At 73.5% G+C, this 21,004-nt stretch carries 16 protein-coding genes and 1 pseudogene; 6 read left to right on the top strand and 11 right to left on the bottom strand.

Annotation, left to right across the window (positions count from 1 at the left end; translation table 11 throughout):
• Positions 1–4 precede the first annotated feature (4 nt).
• Together ACWC5O_RS08270 and ACWC5O_RS08265 are read left to right on the top strand one after the other, a co-directional pair.
• Positions 5–1,564, top strand: a complete 1,560-nt coding sequence (locus ACWC5O_RS08270; protein ID WP_450585834.1) for a DUF6519 domain-containing protein — start codon at positions 5–7, stop codon at positions 1,562–1,564.
• Positions 1,564–2,451: a peptidoglycan-binding protein gene (locus ACWC5O_RS08265; RefSeq protein ID WP_450585835.1), complete on the top strand. Its 888-nt coding sequence runs from the start codon at positions 1,564–1,566 to the stop codon at positions 2,449–2,451. Before ACWC5O_RS08270 ends, ACWC5O_RS08265 begins: the two co-directional genes overlap by 1 nt.
• Before the next feature lie 15 nt (positions 2,452–2,466).
• On the opposite strand, the gene ACWC5O_RS08260 is transcribed toward ACWC5O_RS08265, so the two are convergent.
• Positions 2,467–2,868, bottom strand: coding sequence for a DUF5997 family protein (locus ACWC5O_RS08260; RefSeq protein ID WP_450585837.1), 402 nt, complete (start codon positions 2,866–2,868; stop codon positions 2,467–2,469).
• 58 nt (positions 2,869–2,926) lie between these two features.
• Between ACWC5O_RS08260 and ACWC5O_RS08255 the strand changes: the two genes are divergently transcribed.
• Entirely contained in the window at positions 2,927–3,715 is a 789-nt protein-coding gene (locus tag ACWC5O_RS08255; RefSeq protein ID WP_450585839.1) for a LysR family substrate-binding domain-containing protein, read from the top strand.
• Between the two features lie 39 nt (positions 3,716–3,754).
• On the opposite strand, the gene ACWC5O_RS08250 is transcribed toward ACWC5O_RS08255, so the two are convergent.
• The 4 genes and pseudogenes from ACWC5O_RS08250 to ACWC5O_RS08235 all read right to left on the bottom strand — a co-directional run bounded on the left by ACWC5O_RS08250 (position 3,755) and on the right by ACWC5O_RS08235 (position 8,971).
• Positions 3,755–5,251, bottom strand: coding sequence for an MFS transporter (locus ACWC5O_RS08250; RefSeq protein ID WP_450585841.1), 1,497 nt, complete (start codon positions 5,249–5,251; stop codon positions 3,755–3,757).
• Positions 5,252–5,365: 114 nt separating this feature from the next.
• A complete protein-coding gene (locus tag ACWC5O_RS08245; protein ID WP_450585843.1) occupies positions 5,366–8,161 on the bottom strand; it encodes a beta-L-arabinofuranosidase domain-containing protein in 2,796 nt (931 codons plus the stop codon).
• Positions 8,162–8,366: 205 nt separating this feature from the next.
• Positions 8,367–8,474 (bottom strand): annotated as a pseudogene (locus ACWC5O_RS08240) (HAD family phosphatase); the annotation flags it as partial.
• Positions 8,475–8,494: 20 nt separating this feature from the next.
• Entirely contained in the window at positions 8,495–8,971 is a 477-nt protein-coding gene (locus ACWC5O_RS08235; protein ID WP_450585845.1) for an Lrp/AsnC family transcriptional regulator, read from the bottom strand.
• Positions 8,972–9,246: 275 nt separating this feature from the next.
• Between ACWC5O_RS08235 and ACWC5O_RS08230 the strand changes: the two genes are divergently transcribed.
• Together ACWC5O_RS08230 and ACWC5O_RS08225 are read left to right on the top strand one after the other, a co-directional pair.
• On the top strand, positions 9,247–10,737 hold the full coding sequence (locus tag ACWC5O_RS08230) for an FUSC family protein (protein ID WP_450585847.1): 1,491 nt from the start codon (positions 9,247–9,249) through the stop codon (positions 10,735–10,737).
• 348 nt (positions 10,738–11,085) lie between these two features.
• Positions 11,086–12,117, top strand: a complete 1,032-nt coding sequence (locus ACWC5O_RS08225) for a lactonase family protein (RefSeq protein ID WP_450585849.1) — start codon at positions 11,086–11,088, stop codon at positions 12,115–12,117.
• A gap of 171 nt (positions 12,118–12,288) precedes the next feature.
• Here ACWC5O_RS08225 and ACWC5O_RS08220 read toward each other — a convergent pair whose 3' ends face one another.
• The 4 genes from ACWC5O_RS08220 to ACWC5O_RS08205 form a co-directional block, all read right to left on the bottom strand.
• Positions 12,289–13,212 (bottom strand): sirohydrochlorin chelatase, encoded by a 924-nt coding sequence (locus ACWC5O_RS08220; protein ID WP_450585850.1) that lies wholly within the window; start codon positions 13,210–13,212, stop codon positions 12,289–12,291.
• A gap of 142 nt (positions 13,213–13,354) precedes the next feature.
• Positions 13,355–14,329, bottom strand: coding sequence for an N-acetylglucosamine kinase (locus ACWC5O_RS08215; protein ID WP_450585852.1), 975 nt, complete (start codon positions 14,327–14,329; stop codon positions 13,355–13,357).
• Positions 14,326–15,003 (bottom strand): uracil-DNA glycosylase, encoded by a 678-nt coding sequence (locus tag ACWC5O_RS08210; protein ID WP_450585854.1) that lies wholly within the window; start codon positions 15,001–15,003, stop codon positions 14,326–14,328. The genes ACWC5O_RS08215 and ACWC5O_RS08210 overlap by 4 nt, the downstream gene beginning before the upstream one ends.
• A 141-nt stretch (positions 15,004–15,144) precedes the next feature.
• Complete coding sequence (locus ACWC5O_RS08205) at positions 15,145–16,230, bottom strand: WD40/YVTN/BNR-like repeat-containing protein (protein ID WP_450585856.1); 1,086 nt, start codon at positions 16,228–16,230, stop codon at positions 15,145–15,147.
• A 281-nt stretch (positions 16,231–16,511) separates the two neighbouring features.
• On the opposite strand from ACWC5O_RS08205, the gene ACWC5O_RS08200 reads away from it, so the two are divergent.
• Complete coding sequence (locus ACWC5O_RS08200) at positions 16,512–17,090, top strand: Rv1733c family protein (protein ID WP_450585858.1); 579 nt, start codon at positions 16,512–16,514, stop codon at positions 17,088–17,090.
• A gap of 62 nt (positions 17,091–17,152) precedes the next feature.
• Here ACWC5O_RS08200 and ACWC5O_RS08195 read toward each other — a convergent pair whose 3' ends face one another.
• Both ACWC5O_RS08195 and ACWC5O_RS08190 read right to left on the bottom strand, forming a co-directional pair.
• Complete coding sequence (locus ACWC5O_RS08195) at positions 17,153–19,129, bottom strand: HEAT repeat domain-containing protein (protein WP_450585860.1); 1,977 nt, start codon at positions 19,127–19,129, stop codon at positions 17,153–17,155.
• A 144-nt stretch (positions 19,130–19,273) separates the two neighbouring features.
• On the bottom strand, positions 19,274–20,935 hold the full coding sequence (locus ACWC5O_RS08190; protein WP_450585861.1) for an acyl-CoA dehydrogenase family protein: 1,662 nt from the start codon (positions 20,933–20,935) through the stop codon (positions 19,274–19,276).
• Positions 20,936–21,004 lie beyond the last annotated feature (69 nt).

Here is a 21,004-nt window from a genome sequence, read left to right as displayed (position 1 = left end):
CTTCATGCACGCTGATCTCTCCCGCTCCACCTTCCGCCCGGAGCGGCACTACTCCGCGGTCGTCGCCCAGCAGGGGCGCGTCCAGCTGGACGCGGATCTCAACGAGCAGGCCGCCATCCAGCTCCACCAGGCCCGCACGCTCGCCGCCGACCTGATCGGCCGGCACGGGGGACCCGGCGGCCCCGGCCGGGTCACCGGCTTCCGCATCGAGTACGTGGGCGGCAAGCTCGACATCGACACCCTGTACATCCACGGCGGCCGCTACTACGTCGACGGCATCCTGTGCGACGCCGACCGCCCGGCGCCCGGCATCCCCGTACCGGACGAGGACGACAAGGAGCAGCCGGCTCCCGAGACCGGCGCCCACTGGGACTACTGGAACCAGCCCGACGGCTTCCGCGACCCGGAGAACCCCGCCGACCGGCTGCCCTCGCCCGCCCAATCGCCCTTCGTCGTCTACCTGAAGGTGTGGGAGCGGGCGGTCTGCGCGGCCGAGGATCCGGCGCTGCGCGAGGTCGCCCTCGGCGCCGCGCTGCCCGACACCGCCGTCCGCGCCAAGGTGGTCTGGCAGGTGCTGCCGCTGTCCCTGTCCGCGCTGGACATCGAGGGGAGCGAACCGTCCGCGCAGGCCGTGCGGGACGCGTTCGAGAAGTGGGCGAAGGCCCAGACGGAGCCCGCCGCCCGGCTCGCCGCCCGCAGCGAGCGGCCCGAGCACGCCGACGAGGACCCCTGCCTGGTCCGGCCCGACGCCCGCTACCGGGGCCCGGAGAACCAGCTGTACCGGGTGGAGATCCACGCGGGCGGCGAGGCGAAGGACGCCACCTTCAAGTGGTCCCGGGAGAACGGCTCCGTGGTCTTCCCGGTCGACGAACTGGACGGCACCTGGGTGCAGTTGGCGACCCTCGGCTTCGACGACAAGCTCGATCTGGACGTCGGCGACCACGTCGAGTTCACCGACACGGCCTACGCCTCCCGCCTCGAACCCCTGCCCCTGCTGCGGGTCGAGGAACTGGATCTCCCCGGCCGCCGTGTCCGCCTCTCCGCCGCGCCGGACCCGCGCGTCGGACGCCTCCCGCACCTGCACCCGTTCCTGCGCCGCTGGGACCACCACGAGGGTCCGAAGCAGAAGGGCCGTACGACGGCGCTGAAGGGCGGTGCCGTCCCCGTCGTCGAGGGGGAGTGGCTGCCCCTGGAGGACGGCGTCGAGGTCTACTTCGCCAAGGGCGGCGGCTACCGCACCGGCGACCACTGGCTGATCCCCGCCCGCACCGCCACCGGCAGCGTCGAGTGGCCGGCCGACGCGGCGCGCCGCCCCCTGCTCCAGGCCCCGGCCGGGATCGCCCGGCACTTCGCGCCGCTGGCCCTGGTGCAGGGCGAGGGCAGCACCGTCGACCTGCGGTTCGCCTTCGGCCCGCTCGGCGCGGACATCCCCGCGGCCGACCGGGCAGCCCTCGACGCCGAGGCCCTGGCCGCGCGCGAGGAGCAGGCCGCCGAGGCCGACCCCTCCGGCGGCCGCTCGCAGACCACAGCGGCGGCCGAGGCCGCCGTGGAAGGAGATGACTGATGGCTGAGCCGATGACCGGGTCGAAGCTGCTGGAGGTGCTGCGCGCCGAGGGCCTGACCGTCCACGAGGTGCGCGACTGGCGCCACCACAACCGCAACACCAAGGGCCCCTGGGGTCCGGTGAACGGCGTGATGATCCACCACACCGTCACCTCGGGCACCGAGAACTCCGTGAACATCTGTTACAACGGCTACTCCGGCCTGCCCGGCCCCCTGTGCCACGGCGTGATCGACAAGCAGGGCCATGTCCACCTCGTCGGCAACGGCCGTGCCAACCACGCGGGCCTCGGCGACAGCGACGTGCTGCGGGCGGTGATCAACGAGACGAGGCTGCCGCACGACAACCAGGCCGACGTCGACGGCAACCGGCACTTCTACGGCTTCGAGTGCATCAACCTCGGTGACGGCAGGGACCCCTGGCCTCAGGCGCAGAAGGAGGCCATCGAGAAGGTCTCCGCCGCCATCTGCCGGCACCACGGCTGGTCCGAGCGCTCCGTCATCGGGCACAAGGAGTGGCAGCCGGGCAAGCAGGACCCGCGCGGCTTCACCATGGACGGGATGCGCAAGCGGATAGCCGACCGGCTGGCCGGAAAGGGCGGCGGCAAGGACCCGGACCCCAAGCCCGCGCCCAAGCCTAGGTACGCGCCGTTCCCGGGCAGCGGCTTCTTCCACATCGGGCAGAAGTCGCCCGTCATCACGGCCATGGGCCGCCGGCTGGTCGCCGAGGGCTGCGGGCACTACGAGGAGGGGCCGAGCCCCGAGTGGACCGAGGCCGACCGCAGGTCCTACGCCGCCTGGCAGCACAAGCTCGGCTTCAAGGGCAAGGACGCGGACGGCATCCCGGGAAAGGCCAGCTGGGACCGGCTGAAGGTGCCGTCGGACGGCTGAGCCGGCAAGAGGGCGTCAGCGCCGCTCGGCGCCCTTCTCCTGCTTCTCCTTGTGCAGCTTCTTGATCCGCACCGCTTCCTTGCGGACCTCGGCCTGGGTGGCGCGCTCCTTCTCCAGCCACTCGGGCCGCTCCTGCTTGAGCGCCTCGATCTGCTCGGTGGTCAGCGGCTCGGTGATCCCGCCGCGGGCGAGCCCCGCGATGGACACGCCGAGCTTCGCGGCGACCACCGGGCGCGGGTGCGGGCCGTTCTCTCGCAGCACGCGCAGCCACTCCGGCGGATCGGCCTGCAGCTCGTTCAGCTCGGCGCGCGAGACCACACCCTCCTGGAACTCGGCGGGGGTGGCGGGGAGGTACACACCCAGCTTCTTCGCCGCGGTCGCGGGCTTCATCGTCTGGGTGCTCTGCTGCGAACTCATGAGGTCAAGGGTATCGGCCGCGTGCCGGACGCCCGACCACGGCCGGTAACCTGGCCTGGTGACAGGCTCGGAGGAAACACCGTCGTTCCGGCTCGCGTACGTCCCCGGAGCGACGCCCGCCAAGTGGGCGCGGATCTGGAACGAGCGGCTGCCCGACGTTCCGCTCACCCTCGTCCAGGTGCCCGGCACCGAGGCGCCGGACGCGCTGCGGGCGGGCGAGGCCGACGCGGGCCTGGTACGGCTGCCGGTCGACCGTACGTTCTTCAGCGCGATCCCCCTCTACACCGAGACCACGGTGGTCGTCGTCCCCAAGGACCACCTGATCACGGCGGCGGAGGAGGTGACCCTGGCCGACCTCGCCGACGAGGTGCTCTTCCACCCCCTGGACGACGTCTTCGACTGGGACAGCCCGCCCGGCGAGCCCGCCTTCGAGCGCCCCGCGACGACAGAGGACGCCATCGAGCTGGTGGCGGCGGGAGTGGGCCTCCTGATCGTCCCCCAGTCCCTCGCCCGCCTCTACCACCGCAGGGACCTCACCTACCGCCCGGTCGTCGACGCGCCCCAGTCGAGCGTCGCCCTGTCCTGGCCGGAGGAGGCCACCACCGACCTGGTGGAGGACTTCATCGGCATCGTCCGCGGCCGCACGGTCAACAGCACGCGCGGCCGTACGGCGGCGAAGGCCGAGGCCGAGCAGAAGCGGAAGCGCCCGGAGCAGGGTGGCACCCGGCAGAAGCCGGCGGCCGCGAAGTCGACGGGCGGCAAGCCCGCGAGCCGTACCGCACGGGGCCGGACGGGCTCCGGGGGCGCCAAGCCGGCCAAGCGGGGCAAGCCGCGCCGGAGGTCGTGATCTCTCAGGATCAGCGCCGGAGATCGTGATCTCTCAGGGTCAGCGCCGGACCGCTTCCTCCGCCCCGCCCTCCTCGGAACCCCGCCGGACCGTCCCCCCGGCGGGCTCCGGCTCGGGATACACCTCGCGCTCCCGCAGGTCCGCCACCGCCAGCACAAGCGCGATCATGATGATCCCCACGGCGGTGAGCAGCCCGAGCTGAATCGCCGTGACGGAGCGCCCGTGGTTGGCCAGGTGCGCGAAGTACACCGCGCCGACCACGGCGATCCCGGCGGCCGAGCCGACGCGCTGGCCCGTCTGCAGCACCCCGCCGGCCGCACCGGCACGGTGTACCGGGACGAGGGTGAGGGTGAGGGTGGTGTTCGGGGAGACCGTCAGGCCGGAGCCGATCCCGCCGATGAGCAGCGGCAGCGCCGAGGCCCACCCCACGGCCTGCCCGGGCACCAGCTGCACCGCCACGACCACCCCGAGCAGTCCCGCGGCCACCCCGCTCAGACCGATGACGACGAGCTTGCGGCCGTGGCGCACCACCAGCCGGCCGCCGATGGCGGCGCCGATCGCCGAGGCGGCCGCGAAGGGCAGGACCGTGAGCCCCGCCGTCAGCGCGCTGTATCCGACCGTGTTCTGCAGGAACAGCGTGTAGACGAAGAAGACCGTGGTGAAGCCCGCGAAGTAGGTCAGGCTGATCAGCGCGCCGAGCGTGAAGGACCGCAGGGAGAACAGGTTCAGGTCGACCAGGGGCGCCCGTCCGCGCCGTCCCTCGCGCCGCTCCCACGCCCAGAACGCGGCCAGCAGCAGCGCGGCCACCGGCATCAGCGCCCACTTCAGCCGCCCGGTCCACTGCTGCTCCTGCACCAGGGGCAGCATGAGCGCGAGCACGCCCGAGCCGAGGAGCAGCACCCCGAACAGGTCGAACTCCTCCCGCTTGTCCGACATGGCGGGGAACCGCGGCAGCAGCCGCAGTCCCGCGGCGAACGCGACGACCCCGATGGGCAGGTTGACGAAGAACACCCAGCGCCAGCCGTCGTCGGTGCCGACGGCGTTGATCAGCAGACCGCCCGCCAGCGGGCCCACCGCCGTCGAGACCCCGATGACGCTGCCGAGCAGACCGAAGGCCTTGGCCCGCTCGGCGCCCTGGAACATCTGCTGGATCAGCCCCGAGGTCTGCGGTGCGACCATGCCCGCCGCCGTGCCCTGGATCAGCCGGAACAGCACCAGCCAGGAGGCACTGGGCGCGAGCCCGCACGCCGCGGAGGCCAGCGTGAACACGGCGAGCCCGGACAGGAAGGCCTGGCGCCGCCCGCGCATGTCGCCCAGCCGGCCCGCCGGGACGAGCACGAGCCCGAAGGTGAGGGCGTACCCGGACACCACCCAGGACTGGGCGGCCTCGGAGGCGCCGAGCCCGTGCTCCATCGAGGGCAGCGCCACATTCACGATCGAGGTGTCGAGCAGCGAGATGAAGCCCGCCGTCAGACAGACCCCGAGCGCCTTCCACCGCCGGTCTTCGGGGGCGGGCCGGGCCTGGACTGTGGTCATGGGGTCACGCTAAGCAGCCACCCCGCCCAACGCACGGAAGGAGCACTTCCGCGCGCGTCGGAGCCGTCACGCTGTCGCGCGTGTCGGAGCCGTCAGGGCGTGCACTCGGAGCCGTCAGGGCGTGTACGACGCCTTCCCCGCCGTATGTATGACCGCCTCCCCCTCCGCCCGCCCGAGCAGCCCCGCCGCCACCCACTCCGCCACGACGTCCTGTACGCGCGCGACCAGCGCGCCCTTGCTCCGGAAGGGCGCCCCCGTCCAGATCTCGTCCAGCAGGGTGGCCCCGTCGGACCGGGCGGGGTTCGCCACGCCTGCGTCGATGCCGCCGAAGACCACCCGAGGTTCGGACCGCCGGAAGTAGGCGTGGGCCGGATCCTCGGTCCCCTCGAAGAACGGGGCGAACTCGATGCCGTCCAGGGTGTGGTGCAGCGGGGAACCGGAGACCCGGGTCAGGGAGGGCAGCAGGTCGCCGGAGAGCGCCGCGTTCCGGTACAGGCCCAACTTCAGGTACTCCGTCGCGGGGTTGCGGGCCACCAGGTTGACCGGGCCGTAGAACAGGGCCTGCAGGGACGGGTCGTCGAGGGCCTTCTCCACCCGGAGCCGGAACGGCACGCTCACCCGTACCGTGTCGCCGGGTCGCCAGGTCCGCGAGACGGTGAAGTAGCTGCCGGGCGTCGGAGTGCCGTCCACCGCTCGCCCGTTGACCGTCACCTCGAAGCCGGCCGTCGCCCAGCCGGGCACCCGCAGCCGCAGCGCGAAGGAGGCGCGGCCGCTGCCGCCGACGGTGAGGGTGCTGCCCTGCTCCCGCGGGTAGGCGGTGGTCTGGGTGACCGTGACGCCCTTCTCGGCCCAGGTCAGAGTGGACGGGCTGTACAGGTTGACGTACAGGGCGCTGCCGTCGGCCGCCGCGAAGTACACAGAGTCCTGGTACTTGGTGGCGCTCTCCATGCCGGTGCCCTCGCAGCAGGTCGTGCCCTGCTTCGGTGTGTAGTCCCGGACATGACCGGGCGTCAGCCCGATGAAGTACGTGACGAGCGGCTTCTCCGCGTCGGCCTCGTCCTGCTTGCTGCCGAGCACCTGGTTGTACAACGCCCGCTCGTAGTAGTCCATGTAGGCCGGATCCTGTTGGTGGAAGAACAGCGACCGGCTCAGCTTCAGCATGTTGTACGCACAGCACGTCTCCGCCGTCGTCGCGCCGATCGTCCCCGCGACGACGTCCCGCCCCTTCCAGAACTCGCCGGTGCTGGTGCCGCCGATGCCGTACATGCGGTGGGGCACGACCATCCGCCAGAAGTGCTTCGCGGCGGTGAGGTAACGCTGCTCGCCCGTCGCGTCGTACAGCCGGACCAGACCCGTGAAGATCGGTATGTGCTGGTTGGCGTGGAGCCCGTCGAGGACGTCGGTGTCCGCCGCGCACGCGTCGATCAGCCGGTCCAGGTCGAACAGGCGTGCCAGCGTGAGGTGTTCGGCCTTGCCGGTGCGCTCGTGCAGGTCGCAGATCGCCTCGACGATCCCGCCGTACTCACCGCTGGAGAAGATCCCCCACATGCGCTGCAGGGTGGCCGCGGACAGCCGGGACAGCCGTGCGTACATCCAGTCGCCCATGCCCGAGGCGAGGTCCAGCGCCCGCTCGTCCCCGGTGGCGAGGTGGGCGTCCAGCAGGCCCCGGAGGATCTTGTGTGCGGTGTAGTACGGCGCCCACACCTTCGTGTAGTCGCTGCCGGTCATCGACTCCAGCAGGATGAACTGCGACTCCGGGTAGGCCGCGAGGAAGCCGGGATGGCTGGGGCCGCCCCAGGTGCGGCGCAGGGTGGCGTCCAGGCCGCGTCCGGAGGAGTCCGCCAGGCGCGAGCCGGAGGTCTCGTCGAAGCGGTACGACACCAGGTCGCCGGGCCCGGCGGAGGTCTCGGCCGCGCGTGCGCCCTGGAGTTCGCCGATCTCGGCGGCGCCGAGCGCGCGCGACCAGATGGCGAACTCCTCGACGGCGCCCGCGAAGACGGGGTCGGCGGAGTAGTGCGACCGGCCCAGCCAGTGGTCGGCGAGGTTGCCCAGGGCCGCCGGGGTGAGGGTCATGGCGGCGTTCCGGGCGACGGCCGTGCCGTTGACGTACAGCGTGCCGGTGCCGGCGCCGATCGTCACGGCCAGGTGGCTCCACTCGTTCAGCGGCAGCGGAGCGGTCCCGTTCAGCCCCTGCTCGCCGCCCGGACCCGAGGTGGTGACGGCGAACCGGGGCACACCCGAGGCGTTGCGGACGGCGAGATACAGGTACCGGGTGGTGTTGTTGCCGAAGTCGAGGACGCGGGCCCAGTTCGCGTCGTGGGTGGGCTTCACCCACGCGGACAGGGTGACCGCGGTGCCGTTCCCGAGCACGCCGGAGGGCAGGTCGACGTACTGGTAGGAGCCGCGCACCTGCTCGACGGCCGAGCCGAAGCGGCCCTGACCGGCCAGTACGGCGGGATCGTGGCGCAGGGCGTCCCGTACCTCGGTGAGTGCGCCGATCATGGTGCGGACCTTCTGTGCGAACACCTCCTCGCCCGTGCTCGCGTACGCCTGCGCCAGCGTGGTGAGGAAGTGCCCGGTGTAGTGCCCCCGCAGGTTGCCGTTGGCCTCCCCGTCCAGTCCCTCCCAGCCGCCGGGCGCGATCGCACCACCCGTGGACAGGCCCGCGTTGGCGCGGAAGACCTGAAGCAGCCGGTTCACGTCGTACCCGCGGGCGTGCTCGAGCATCAGGGCGCGTTTGTCGGCGAACAGACCGCGGCCGAGCGTCACGTCACCCAGCCCGAACGGCCTGACCTTCCAGGCGGGTTGGGCGGCGGCCGCCGCACCGGCGGGGTCCGCGGTCAGACCGGTCGCCGCGGCGGCGAGTGCGGTCGCCTGGAGAAGGGTGCGCCGCGAGAGGGGCGGGGTCATGTGCTCCTCGTTTCCCATTGTCCGTGATATCGAACGACGTTCGACAAGTCGCCCAGAAGATAGGGAAGGGGCGGAGGGGCGTCAACGTTACTGACCAGTAAGGGAGTTGCTCGGTCGGAGGTGACCGGATCCATCAGCCAGGTGTACGCCGACTGTGCCGTGAACTCGGCCTGACCGCCCCGCAGCAGCAGTGCGGCGGCTCCGCCCCGTGCTCGGCCAGGGTCTGCCGGCTCGCCTCGTGGTAGTTCGGCTCGCTGTCCGCCGGCGTTCCGTCGAGATCGAAGATGACCGAAAGCGTGCCGAGCTCGCTCATGCGGTCCAGCACGCCCAGCGTCAGACGCGGGCCGCTCGCCCGACCGATTCCACCAGCGGCAGCAGCCGGTACGGTACGCGCTCGCGCAGGGCCACCTCGGTGCGGGTGCGCACCACGCCCGGCAGGCTGATCAGCTTCTGGATCACGTCCTCCAGATGGGCGTTGTCCCGCCCCACCACCCGGGCCAGCAGATCCCCGCCGCCCGTGATCGAGAACGCCTCGACGATCTCCGGCACGGCGGCCAGCGCGTCCCCGACGTCGTCCAGGTGGCCCTGGGTGACCTCGATGTGCACGAACGCCAGCACCGGGTGGCCGAGGGCGGCGGGGGAGAGCGAGGGGCCCGTACCGGTGATCACACCGTCCCGTTCCATGCGGTCCAGGCGGGCCTGGAGCGTGCCGCGGGCGACACCGAGGATGCGGGCGTACTCGCGCACGCTGGTGCGCGGCTGCTCCAGCAGCAGTCGCAGGATGCGGGTGTCGAGTGCGTCCACGGTCATGATCTACGACTGTACCAATGGCTCAGCGGGCTGCCACCCCGGTGTGCCGCCCGACCTGGACCGTTGGTATTCAGCCGGATGGCCGTGCGCGCACGATGCTGGACCAATGGTCCAGTGATGCGGTCGACACTTGAGCCATCGACCTCTGTGATGCTCTCATGGACACGTCGATGGCGCTGCGGATCCCCGCGGCGCCTTTTGTATGCCGGTGTTCCAGGTGTTCCAGGTGTTCCGGGTGTTCTGGGTGTTCCAGGTGTTTCCCAGGGAGGGCGTCAGTGCTGAAGAGGGTGTTCGTGGCTCCGGACCCGGGGCGGACGCGGTTGCGTTTCGCCGCGCGGGCCGTCCTCGGCATCGGGCTGGCCGTCGTCGTGTGCGCGCTGGTGGGGCACTCGCTCGTCGGCGCGGTCACCGGCGGTCTCGCCGCGCTGCTCGCCCTGTTCACCGTCGCCGACTCCACGGTGCGCGGGCAGGCCGTCACCACCGCGCTGCTGCCCGTCGTCGGCGTGCCGGTGCTCGCCGCCGCGGCCGAGCTGCACGACCACCCCGTGGCGCGGGACCTGACCTTCCTCGCCGTCGTCGGCGCCGGCGTGTACGCCCGCCGCTGGGGCCCGCGCGGGCACAGCCTCGGCGTGTTCGCCTTCATGACCTTCTTCGTGGCCCAGTTCCTGCACGCCACGCCCGGACAGCTGCCCGAGCTGTACGCGGCCGTCCTGCTGTCCGTGCTCAGTGCGGCCGTGGTGCGCTTCGGCCTGTGGTGCTACGAGCGCCGACTGCCCCCGGCCGTCGTACCCGCGCCGCCCGCCGGGTCCGGGCTCGCCCGCGTGACCACCCGGCAGGCGGTCCAGGCGGTCGCCGGTGCCGGGTTCGCGCTGGTCGTGGGCCAGCTGGTGTCCGGGCAGCGCTGGTACTGGGCGGTGGGCGCGACCTGGTGGGTCTTCGTCAACACCGCCTCGCGCGGCGAGACGCTGGTACGCGGCTTCAGGCGGGTCCTCGGCACCGTCATCGGCATCGGCCTCGGCCTGCTCGTCGCCGTCCCCGTGCACGGCGCGCCCGTCCCCACCGCCGTCCTCGTCGCGGTCGCCGTGTTCGGCATCTTCTACACGGCCGCCGTCTCGTACACCTGGATGATGCTCTGGGTGACCCTGCTCGCCGAGCTGCTCTACGGCCTGCTCGGCGTGCTCAGCCCCGGTCTGCTCGCGCTGCGTCTCGCCGAGACCGGCGTCGGCGCCCTCGGCGCGGTGCTCGCCGTGCTGTTCGTGCTGCCCGTCACCACCCACGCCACCACCGACGCCTGGATCCAGCGCGCCCTGCGCTGCGTCCACGCCTGCACCGCGGAGGCCGCCGCGCGCCTCGCGGGCTCGGCCACGGCCGACCCGGCGCCGCGCGTGGCCGAGCTGGAGCAGCTGCTCGGCCGGGTCCGGCTCTCGGTCGCGCCGCTGGTGCACCCGCTGAACCCGATGCTCGGCCGCAAGCGGCGCGCGCGCCGGGTCCTGGCCCTTCTCGACGACTGCGCCCGCGAGATCCGCGGCCTGGTCGCCGTCGCCGCCGACCCCGAGGCCTCCCACGACGCCCGCCTGGCCGCCGCCTGCTGGCGCGTGGAGTCCGCGGTCGAGGCACTCACCACCGGCGGCTCCGACCGCGTCGACCGTCCCGCCGAGGCCCCGGCCGAGCCGGCCCTGGCCCACCTGCACGGCCTGGAGCGCGCCCTGGCCGACCTGGCCGAGCCTCTGCGGGCTCCGTCGGGATCGCCGCTGGTGGGGGCCTGAGGGGCGGAACGGGTGAAACGCCTCTCTGTCGGCCTTGCGACTGGTCTGAGGTCGCGGTCGAGGTGTTCACCGCGGGTGGCTCCGAGAGTGCCCACCGGGCCCACGGGGGCGACGGCCGAGCCCGCTCTGGAACGTACCGGCCCGCAGGGGGCTCCTGTCGAGCCCGGCCCTGGCCCGCCTGCTCGGCCCGGAGCGCGCCCCTGGCCGAGCCTGTGCGGGCTCCGTCGGGATCGCCGCTGGTGGGGGCCTGGGCGGCACCGGCGGAACACTCCCCGTCACTCGTTTGGTCTAGACCTAAGCTGATCGACTGCTACCGTCGGCACTGGCTCGGACCGAGAGGGGACAGCGGTGGCAGAGGGTGGCAGGCGGTACAGGGCGTTCATCGGGTCGTTCACGGCGGCGGGCGGCCCAGGGCTGGTCACCGCGGACGTACGCCCGGGCAGTGGTGCGCTGACCGTCACCGGCCGTCTCGGTGCCGTGCCCGACCCCTCCTACCTGGCCCTGTCGCCGGACGGGACCATGCTCTACGCGGTCAGCGAGACCGCCGACGGTGCCGTAGCCGCGTTCCGTGTCGGCCGTGACAAGCCGGAGCCCGCGGGGCCGCCCGTGCCGGTGGACGGCAGCGGACCCACGCACCTCAGCCTGTACGCCGGGCACGTCCTGACCGCCAACTACGGCTCCGGCAGCGTCACGGCCGTACCGGTGCGCTCGGACGGCAGCCTGGCCCCCGCCCCCTCGGGAGTGCTCCAGCACACCGGCTCCGGCCCGCACGACCGGCGGCAGCGCGGCCCGCACGCCCACCAGGTGCAGCCCGACCCCAGCGGCCGGTGGGCGGTCAGCGTCGACCTCGGTACGGACTCGCTCCGGGTGTGCACGCTGGACGACGGCACCCCGACACTGCACCGCGAGTTCGCGCTGCGCCCCGGATCGGGCCCCCGCCATCTGGCCTTCCACCCGGACGGCGAGCACGCCTACGTGGTCAACGAACTCACCCCCACCGTCACGGTCTGCCGCTGGGACGCCGACGCCGGCTCCCTGAAGCCGCTGACCGAGGTCCCGGTGCTGCCGGGCGCCCCGGCCGGCGACGCCTACGCGTCGGGCATCGTGGTCTCGCCCGACGGCCGCTTCGTGTGGACCGCGACCCGCGGCGAGGACGTCCTGTCCGTGCTCGCCGTCCAGGGGGACGGGCTCCGCCTGATCGGCGCGGTGCCCTGCGGCGGACACTGGCCGCGCGCACTGGCCCAGCACGACGGCTTCCTTTACGCGGCCAACGAACGCTCCGGAGACGTCACCTGGTTCGCCCTCGACGAGCGGACGGGGTTGCCCCGCTACGACGGCTCCGTCGAGGTCGCCGCGGCCTCCTGCCTCGTCTTCGGCTGAGCAGCGGCCCGGCGGCAACGGGCCTGGTTCACCGGCAGACCCCTCGCCCCCACCCGCATCTCACCCTGCGCAGCGCTCCGCCCCACTGGATGAGATCCAGCGGGGCGGAATTGACCGACAGCGTCCGGTACCTGGAGCGGGCCCTGTGTCGTACGGGTGCCGTGTCCGGCGTCAGCGGACCGGCGTGCCCTGCGGCTGCTGCGGGGCGATGCCCAGCGTGGTCGTGTACTTGGCGAGGGCGAGCTTGCCGATCGCCGGGTAGGCGCCGAGCGCCTCGGCCGTGGCGCAGCCCGCCTCCTCGGCGGCCGCCGCCAGCAGCGCCGGGTCGATCTCCGGGCCGATCAGGTACGGCGCCAGGGCCAGCTGCTGCGAGCCCGAGGACCGCAGCTGCTCGGCGACGGAGGTGATGGAACCCTCCTGGTCCAGGGCCGCGGCCATCACCGGCACGGCCAGGCGCGCGGCGAGCAGCATGCCGGTGATCCCCGCCGCCTGCACGGCCTCGTCGCCGCCCACGGAGGCCAGGATGATGCCGTCGGCGGCGGTGGCCACGGTGAACAGCCGGGCACGGTCGGCGCGGGCCAGGCCCGCCTCGGACAGACGCACGTGCAGCGCCTCGGCGAGCAGCGGGTGCGGGCCGAGGACATCGGTCAGGTCGGCGGCGACCCGGCTGTCCATCACGGCCTGGCGGACCTGGCGCAGCAGCGCGCTGTCCGGACCGGCCAGCAGCGGCACGACGACCGCCACCGGGCCGTCGGGCTCCTTGACCTCGAGACCGGCGGCGACGGCCTGCTCGTAGCGGGCGGCGCGCTCCTCGGCGGCGTGCGCCAGCACGGCCCGGAGGCTCGGGAACTCGGCGTCGTCCCCGTCCAGGTACCCGATCCGGGCATCCAGGCCGGGCAGCTCGGAGCGGGCGATGCTCACGACCTCCTCGGCGAGGCTGCGCGAGGCGGCGCTGGGCGCGCCGGGCACCGCGAGGACGAACGCGGGCGCGTCCTCGGGAGCCACCAGCGGTTCCGGTCGGCGGTGCCGTCCGGGCTGGCGGGGTCGCGGCATTCGTACTGGCAGGCCGGACACGGGCCCAGTGGGGGAGCTCATGGCGCCGCATGTTACTGGCTTCCTGGGCTCCCTTGTTCGGGGAGGGTGCAGGTGAGCGGTTTCCGTCCGGTTTTGTCTGATGAGTTACGTCCCCTTGGCACGTGTTCCGGGCACTTGCCGGACAGATGCGCCACGAAGAGGGTCAATACCCTTTTGTGGTGACCACGTAGAGCATGGACGGTTCACCCGGCAGTGTGAGCCGCCCGGCCGCCAGCTCGTTCGCGATCCGGACACAGCCGTGCAGCGGGTCGCCCTCGGCCGGCACCTGCCGGGCGTGCGGCAGCCTCGCGGCCAACTCCTCCCGCAGGGGTGCGAGGAGCCGGTCGCCCATCTTGAGAAGGCCGCCGGTGAACGCCACTTCGGGCGCACCGGAGGCCGGGCACACCGCCGCGGCGGACTCGGCGATGTTCCGGGCCGCCGCACGCAGGATGCCGGAGGCGACCGGGTCGCGCGGGGCGCAGGCAGCCACCTGGGGCGCGAAGGAGGCCAGCAGCGCGGGCCGGTCGGTCCGGGGGTAGAGCAGGCCGGGCAGTCCCCGCACCGGGCCGAACTGTTCCTCGGCACACGCCAGCAGCGGCGCGGAGCCGCCGTCCCGTCCGTCGTGGGCGCGCAGCGCCGCCTCCAGCCCGGCCCGCCCGATCCACGCCCCGCCACCGCAGTCGCCCAGCAGATGGCCCCAGCCGTCCGCCCGCCGCCAGCCGGTCAGATCGGTGCCGACCGCGATCAGGCCGGTGCCCGCGGCGACCACGGCACCCGGACGCGGCCCGAGGGCGCCCACGTAGGCCGTGACGGCGTCGGCGGCCAGCGCCACGTTCCGTACGCCCAGCTCCCGGGCGAGCGCGCCCGGCAGTTCGGCGCGCAGCGCGTCGCCCAGGGAGGCGAACCCGGCGGCGCCGACGACGGCCGTGGCCAGTTCACCCACCCCGGCCTCGGCCGCCAACGCGCGGGCGAGGGGCACGAGTTGCGCCATCAGGTGGGCGGGGTCGATCCCCCGCGCACCGGTACGGACCGGCTCTCCCGACACCCTCTGGGCCGAGGGCGCCCGCCCCGGAATGCCGACGGCGACCCGGAGACCGGAGCCCCCGGAGTCCACCGCCAGGTAACCGGGGACGGTCACGGCAGACGCCAGTCCACCGGCTGTCCGCCCTGCTGGATCAGCAGGTCGTTGGCCCGGCTGAACGGACGCGACCCGAAGAAGCCGCGGTCGGCCGACATGGGCGAAGGATGCGCGGACTCCACGGCCGGCAGACTGCCCAGCAGCGGACGCAGGTTCCGGGCGTCACGTCCCCACAGGACGGACACCAGCGGCTTGCCGCGCGCGGCCAGGGCCCGGATCGCCTGCTCGGTGACCTCCTCCCAGCCCTTGCCACGGTGGGCGGCCGGGCTGCGCGGTGCCGTGGTCAGCGCCCTGTTGAGCAGCAGCACGCCCTGCTGCGTCCACGGGGTGAGGTCGCCGGTGGACGGCTGGGGCAGCCCCAGGTCGGCGTTCAGCTCGCGGAAGATGTTGATCAGGCTCGGCGGGAGCGGACGCACCTCGGGCGCGACCGAGAACGACAGGCCGACCGCGTGCCCCGGGGTCGGGTACGGGTCCTGACCGACGATCAGGACGCGTACGTCGTCGAAGGGCTGCTGGAAGGCGCGTAGGACGTTCGGTCCGGCCGGGAGGTAGGTGCGTCCCGCGGCGATCTCCGCGCGCAGGAAGTCGCCCATCGCGGCGATCTGTCCGGCGACGGGTTCCAGGGCCTTCGCCCAGCCCGGTTCGACGATTTCATGCAAGGGTCGTGGTGCCACGGGCGTCACCCTACTGCCGTACACCGGTCGGCGATCAAGCTGCGACCGGAGGGCGACCGTGGATGATCGGACCGTCGGCTCGAATGACCGTTTTCGCCCTCACCTCCTTTCCCGTGGGCCCCTCGGGGGCGGCCCGCCGCGTCAGTCGATCACCGCGGCCCGCACGCACAGCACGTCCGGCAGATGGGAGGCGAGCTGCTGCCAGCTGTCGCCGTCGTCGGCCGAGGCGTACACCTCGCCGTTGCGGTTGCCGAAGTAGACCCCGGCCGGGTCCGCGTCGTCCGTCCGCAGCGCGTCGCGCAGCACGGTGCCGTAGTGGTCCTCCGCCGGCAGTCCGTGCGACAGCGGCTCCCAGCTCTTGCCCGCGTCGGCCGTGCGGAAGACCCGGCAGCGGTGGTCGGCGGGCACCCGGTCGGCGTCGGCGTTGATCGGGAAGACGTACGCGGTGTCGCCGCGGTGCGGGTGGGCGGCTACCGCGAAGCCGAAAGTCGACGGCAGGCCCGCGCCGATGTCGGTCCAGTGCGCACCCGCGTCGTCGCTGCGGTACACGCCCCAGTGGTTTTGCAGGTACAGCCGGTCCGGGTCGTGCGCGTCCTTGGCGATCTTGTGCACACACTGGCCGAACTCCGGGTTCGGATCCGGCAGGAACACCGCGGAGACACCGGAGTTGGAGGGCGTCCAGCTCGCCCCGCCGTCCGTGGTGCGGAACACCCCGGCCGTGGAGACGGCGACGGTCACCGCCTGCGGGTCGCGTGCGTCGGTGAGCACCGTGTGCAGGCCCTCACCGCCGCCTCCCGGCACCCACTGGGAGCGGGTCGGGTGCTCCCACAGGGGACGCACCAGCTCGAAGCTCTCCCCGCGGTCCTCGGAGCGGTACAGCGCGGCCGGTTCCGTGCCCGCGTACACCACGTCCGGCTCGGCGGTGGCCGGGTGCAGCTGCCAGACCCGCTCCAGCGAAGCCCCGGTGTCCTTGGGGAACTTGACGGCCGGCCGGGCCGGTTCGGTCCAGGTGCGGCCCAGGTCGTCGGAGTGGAACACCGACGGCCCCCAGTGCGCGCTGTCGCCACCCGCGAGCAGCCGCGGTGTGCCGCCGCGGGTGTCGATGGCGACCGAGTAGACGGCCTGGGCGTTGAAGTAGGGGCTGTCGTCGAACTCCCAGGCGCCGCCGCGCCGCCGCCCGATGAACAGGCCTTTGCGGGTGCCCACGGCGAGCAGGACCTCGGTCATGCCGATCACCTCCGGGACGTCTTTGTCCAGGTAGTCGTCAGATACCGGACAGTCTGCACCCTGCCACTGACAGTCGGCCCCGGTACCAGCGTCCCCGCAGGTCACGGCGGTGCTGTCGGTCCCACGTAGAGATCGGCAAGGTGCGTTGTCGCATGCGCCTGCGCGAAGGGGGCGTCGCGTGCGACCGTCGAGGTGACGGCTCGTCGTGAGCAACGAGGCGGCCCTGCCCGTATGGGAGGTCGGCCCGGCCTGTCGGTGCGCTCGTGAGGAGGATGCCTTTGATGGCGTTGCGTGGTCCCAAGGTGTGGCTGTGGCGCTGGCGGCGCAATCCGCTCCGGCGCCGGGCCGACGTGGTGGAGGCCTGGGTGGTGCTCGCCGCCTGGCTGCTGACCGTCCTGGCCGGGGTGCTGGCCGGGCTCGCGGCGGCCCGTTCGGTGGAGCACGGACTGGCCCGGGAACGCGCCGCCTGGCATCCCTCCGTCGCCCACGTCGTCGCCCAGGCACCCGGCAGGGCCACCTCCGCGGGCGCCGGCGGCGAGCGGGTCTGGGCCGAGGTCCGCTGGACCGTCGCGGACGGCTCGGCCCGCACCGGCCAGGCCCGGGTCGCGCCGGGCAGCAAGGCCGGGGCCCCGGTCATCGTGTGGACCGACCCGCAGGGGCACCTGGTCACCCGCCCCACCACCGCGTCCGAGGCCGCCTTCCGGGCCACCTTGATAGGCGGACTGGTCGGCGTGAGCGCCGCCGTCGTCCCCTTCGTCGGCGGCCGCGTCCTGCGTGGTCGCCTGGAGCGCCGCCGCATGGACCGCTGGGACGCGGAGTGGGCCCGACTGGGGCCGCAGTGGGGCCGGATGCGATGGTGACCGGGCCCTGCGTCCCTGACGCGGGGCTGCGTCCATGACGGCCTCTGCGCTTCGCCGCGCGGCTACAGCCCCGCCAGCACCTCTCCGCAGGTCCTGAGCAACGCCTCGTCCCTGGCGATGTCTTGGCCGCCGTACCCACCCTCGTCGGCCGTATGCCGCCGAGGGGCGGTGAGTTCGGCCGTCACCAGGTCCCGCAGCGGTGCGGCCGCCGGGCCCATGGCGGCGAGGCACCGGGCGATCGGGCCTCGCGTGTAGGGGTTCTGCGACCACGCGGCCCGGAACACCGGCAGCACGGGTTCCGGGTCCCGGCCGACGTGCCACAGCGCGCACGCGGCCGACGTCCGCTGCCACACCTGCCCCGAACGGGCCGACCGGCGCAGTTCCGGCAGGGCCGCGCGGGCGGCCGGACCCAGCCTGCCCAGCTGCCGGGCGGCCAGCCGGCGGCTCCCCGGCTCGCCCTGCGTCAACTCCCGCAGCAGGACGGGCAGCACGGCGGAGACCGCATCCCCCGCCGACCACAGGGCGCCCGCCGCGGCGGCCGCGTGCCGGGTGCGCAGCAGGTCCTGGAGAACGGGTGCCGCCTGCGCGGCGGCCCCGAGGGCGTCCAGCGTCTCGATGGCCGGCCCGACGAGTCTCTCCCGTGCCCCGAGGCCGTCCGGCGCCCCGGACAGGAGCCGCAGCACCTCCGGCACCGCATGCCGGTCGCCCAAGGCTCTGAGCGCGGCCAGGAGAGGAGTGGCCAGTGTGCAGGCGGCGGGGGAGTCCAGGGGGACACGGCCCAGATGGTGCCGCAGCGCGGGGGCGAGGGGAGCCGCGGCCGTGCCCAGGTGCGCGATCTCGTGGCCCAGGCCGCCGGGCACGACCGGGCCCGCCAGCACCTGGGCCAGAACCGGGACCGCTCGTGGATCGCGTGTCCTGGCCAGGGCCTTGAGCGGTCCGCCGAGGACGGGCGAGCCGCGCTCCCAGCGGTGCGTCCACAAGTCGGGCCGGGCGGCCACCAGGGCGTGCAGGTCGTCCGCGGCGGGCGCGGCCAGGCCGGACAGCTCCACCAGGACCGCGACCGCCGCATCCCGCAACCGGTCCTGCTCCGTGTCCAGTTGGGCGCCGATCAGGGCCACGGGTCCGGCACAGTCGGCGCGCCAGCCGCGGAACAGCGCCGCCGACATGGACACGGCATTGCACCGGTCCATCGGGTCCGGGCTGGTCAACTGCCCGGTGAGCAGGGCGATCCGGTCTCCGGTCCGGTCGCCGAGCGCGGTGTGCAGGGTGCGCAGCAGCCGGGCGCCCTCCTCGTCCGAGGGCCGCAGCCGCCGTATCCGGCCCACGAGGGTGTCGTTCCCGGACGGCTCCGGTACCCGGGCGCGGCGCGCGGACCTGTCCCGCAGCAATTCGACGGCCGTCGGCACCAGGTCGGCCGGGAGCAGTTCCGGGGCCACCAGGGCGAGCTGGCCGAGCGCGGCCAGCCGCAGCCCGGGCTCGTGGGGCGGGGCGCTCTGCGCGGCCAGCAGGTCCACCGCGGCGGCGTAGTGCCCCGGGTGCCGTCGTACGAACAGGCCGAGGGCCTCGGTGAGCGCGAGCAGGACCCGGTCGTCCCGCTCGACCGGGATCCGCTGCCGTAACAGGTCCAGGACGCGCGCCGGGCCGTCCAGGAACCGTACGACGGCCACGGCCGCCGCCCGGCGCAGTCCCGGGTCCGGGTCCCCGAGGAGGGACACGAACACCTCGGAGCCCGCGCGCACCGCCTCACGCGCGCGTGCGTCCCCGCTCTCCGCCCCGATGCTGACCAGCAGTTCGACGATGCAGCCCCGGTCCGGCACGACCTCGCGGGCCGCGAGCGAGCACAGGAAGGGAACGCAGGCCAGCGTCGAGTCGTACACGTTCCCCTGGTGGTGCACCGTGCCGTACATGCCGTCGAGCGCGGTCTGCCGCTCGGCGGCGTCCGCGGAGGCCAGTCCCCGTAACCATCCCGGCACGTCCTCCGCGCTGCCGCACGCATGGTGCAGCGAGGCCCAGTCGACCTCGTCGATCCCCGTGAACACGTTGTCCTCCCCAGGCTGGTGCCACCTGATCGCGAGTCTGCACCACGGCACTGACAACGAAGCGGAGTCGCGCGCTGACTGTGTGCGATCCGTCGGCTGTCACCGGCCACGGGGTGGGATCCGCCCGGTCACCCGGGGCGGGGATCAGCCGCGGCCGGGCAGGGCCCGCTCCAGGATCGCGTCCAAGTCGGTCCCGGCGGGCAGCGTGCCGAACGCGTGCCCCCAGTCGCCGCCCAGCCGGGTCGTGCAGAAGGCGTCCGAAACCGCGTGCGGGGCGTGCCGGACCAGCAGCGATGCCTGAAGGGCCAGGGCCATCCGCTCGACCAGCCGGCGGGCGCCCACCTGGTCGGTTTCGGCCAACTGGTCCTTGAGTCCGGTCACGGCCGCGTCCAGCCGGGCGTCCGCCCCGCGCGCGAGGGCGAGTTCGGCGAACAGGGCCTCGGCCGTGTCCTGTTCTCGACCCAGGGCGCGCAGCACGTCGAGCGCGTTGACGTTCCCCGAGCCCTCCCAGATCGACAGCAGGGGAGCCTCCCGGTAGTGGCGGGGCATGCCCGACTCCTCGACGTACCCATTGCCGCCCAGGCACTCCAGGGCCTCCGCGGTGAACGCCGGGCCCCGCTTGGTGACCCAGTACTTGCCGACGGCGGTGGCGATCCGGCGGAAGGCGCGTTCCCCGGCGTCCCCGCGCACCGCCCGGTCCGCCGCACCGGCGAGCCGCAGGGTGAGCGTCGTCGCCGCCTCCGACTCCAGCGCCAGGTCGGCCAGGACGTTGCGCATCAGCGGCTGGTCGAACAGCCGGGCGCCGAACGCGCTGCGGTGGCGCGCGTGATGGCCCGCCTCGACGAGCGTCTTGCGCATCAGGGTCGCCGAGGACATCACGCAGTCCAGACGGGTGCAGTTGACCATCTCGATGATGGTCTTCACGCCCCGCCCCTCCGATCCGACCAGCCAGGCCACCGTCCGGTCGAACTCCGGCTCGGAGGAGGCGTTGGACCGGTTGCCGAGCTTGTCCTTCAGTCGCTGGATGCGGAAGGTGTTGCGGCTGCCGTCGGGCAGGATCCGGGGCACCAGGAAGCAGGACAGGCCCCCCGGTGCCTGCGCCAGCACCAGGAACACGTCGCACATGGGCGCCGACGTGAACCACTTGTGGCCCCGCAGCGTGTACACGCCCGGCTCACCGGTGGGCGTGGCCGTGGTGGTGTTCGTGCGGACGTCCGAGCCGCCCTGCTTCTCGGTCATGCCCATCCCGGCGAGCAGCCCGGGCTTCTCGGTGGGGACGCGCAGCCCGGGGTCGTACGCGCGGCTGGTGAGCAGCGGTTCGTAGACCTTGGCGAGGTCCGGCTGGGCGCGCAGCGCGGGGACGGCGGCGTACGTCATCGACGTCGGGCAGCCGTGTCCGGCCTCAGTGTGCCCCCACACCAGTCCGCCCGCGGTACGGGCCACGTGGGCGCCGGGCCGGTCGTCCGCCCAGGGCGCGCCGGCCAGGCCCTCGGCGACCGCGGTCCGCATCAGGTGGTGCCAGCTGGGGTGGAACTCGACCTCGTCGATCCGGTGGCCGTAGCGGTCGTGGGTGCGCAGTTCCGGCTCGTGCCGGTTCGCCTGCTCGCCCCACTCCTGGGCCTCCTCGCCGCCCGCCCGCAGCCCCAGCCGCCGGATGCCGTCCTCGGCCCACCCGGCACCCTCCCGGCGCAGCCCCTCCAGCAGGGCCCGGTCCTCGGATGCGTCGTACGGGGCCAGGGGTGGGGCCTGGTTGGTGACGTCGTGGGTGGCGTACTGCTGCGGCGACTGCACGGGTGTCGAGTCCATGCGGCTATGTTGCACTCTTCCGACGGCTGTAGCAATGATGCAACAATGAGGCGCACGTACAGTACGTGC

The organism is Streptomyces sp. NPDC001450 (assembly GCF_053597295.1).
The sequence above is the reverse complement of the archived record's forward strand: the minus strand, read 5'-3'. Positions and strand labels throughout refer to the sequence as shown.

Coding starts and splice junctions, on each gene's coding strand:
- ACWC5O_RS08270 (WP_450585834.1), top strand. CDS start 5: ATGCACGCTGATCTCTCCCGCTCCACCTTCCGCCCGGAGCGGCACTAC.
- ACWC5O_RS08265 (WP_450585835.1), top strand. CDS start 1,564: ATGGCTGAGCCGATGACCGGGTCGAAGCTGCTGGAGGTGCTGCGCGCC.
- ACWC5O_RS08260 (WP_450585837.1), bottom strand. CDS start 2,868: ATGAGTTCGCAGCAGAGCACCCAGACGATGAAGCCCGCGACCGCGGCG.
- ACWC5O_RS08250 (WP_450585841.1), bottom strand. CDS start 5,251: ATGACCACAGTCCAGGCCCGGCCCGCCCCCGAAGACCGGCGGTGGAAG.
- ACWC5O_RS08245 (WP_450585843.1), bottom strand. CDS start 8,161: ATGACCCCGCCCCTCTCGCGGCGCACCCTTCTCCAGGCGACCGCACTC.
- ACWC5O_RS08235 (WP_450585845.1), bottom strand. CDS start 8,971: ATGACCGTGGACGCACTCGACACCCGCATCCTGCGACTGCTGCTGGAG.
- ACWC5O_RS08220 (WP_450585850.1), bottom strand. CDS start 13,212: ATGAGCTCCCCCACTGGGCCCGTGTCCGGCCTGCCAGTACGAATGCCG.
- ACWC5O_RS08205 (WP_450585856.1), bottom strand. CDS start 16,230: ATGACCGAGGTCCTGCTCGCCGTGGGCACCCGCAAAGGCCTGTTCATC.
- ACWC5O_RS08200 (WP_450585858.1), top strand. CDS start 16,512: ATGGCGTTGCGTGGTCCCAAGGTGTGGCTGTGGCGCTGGCGGCGCAAT.
- ACWC5O_RS08190 (WP_450585861.1), bottom strand. CDS start 20,935: ATGGACTCGACACCCGTGCAGTCGCCGCAGCAGTACGCCACCCACGAC.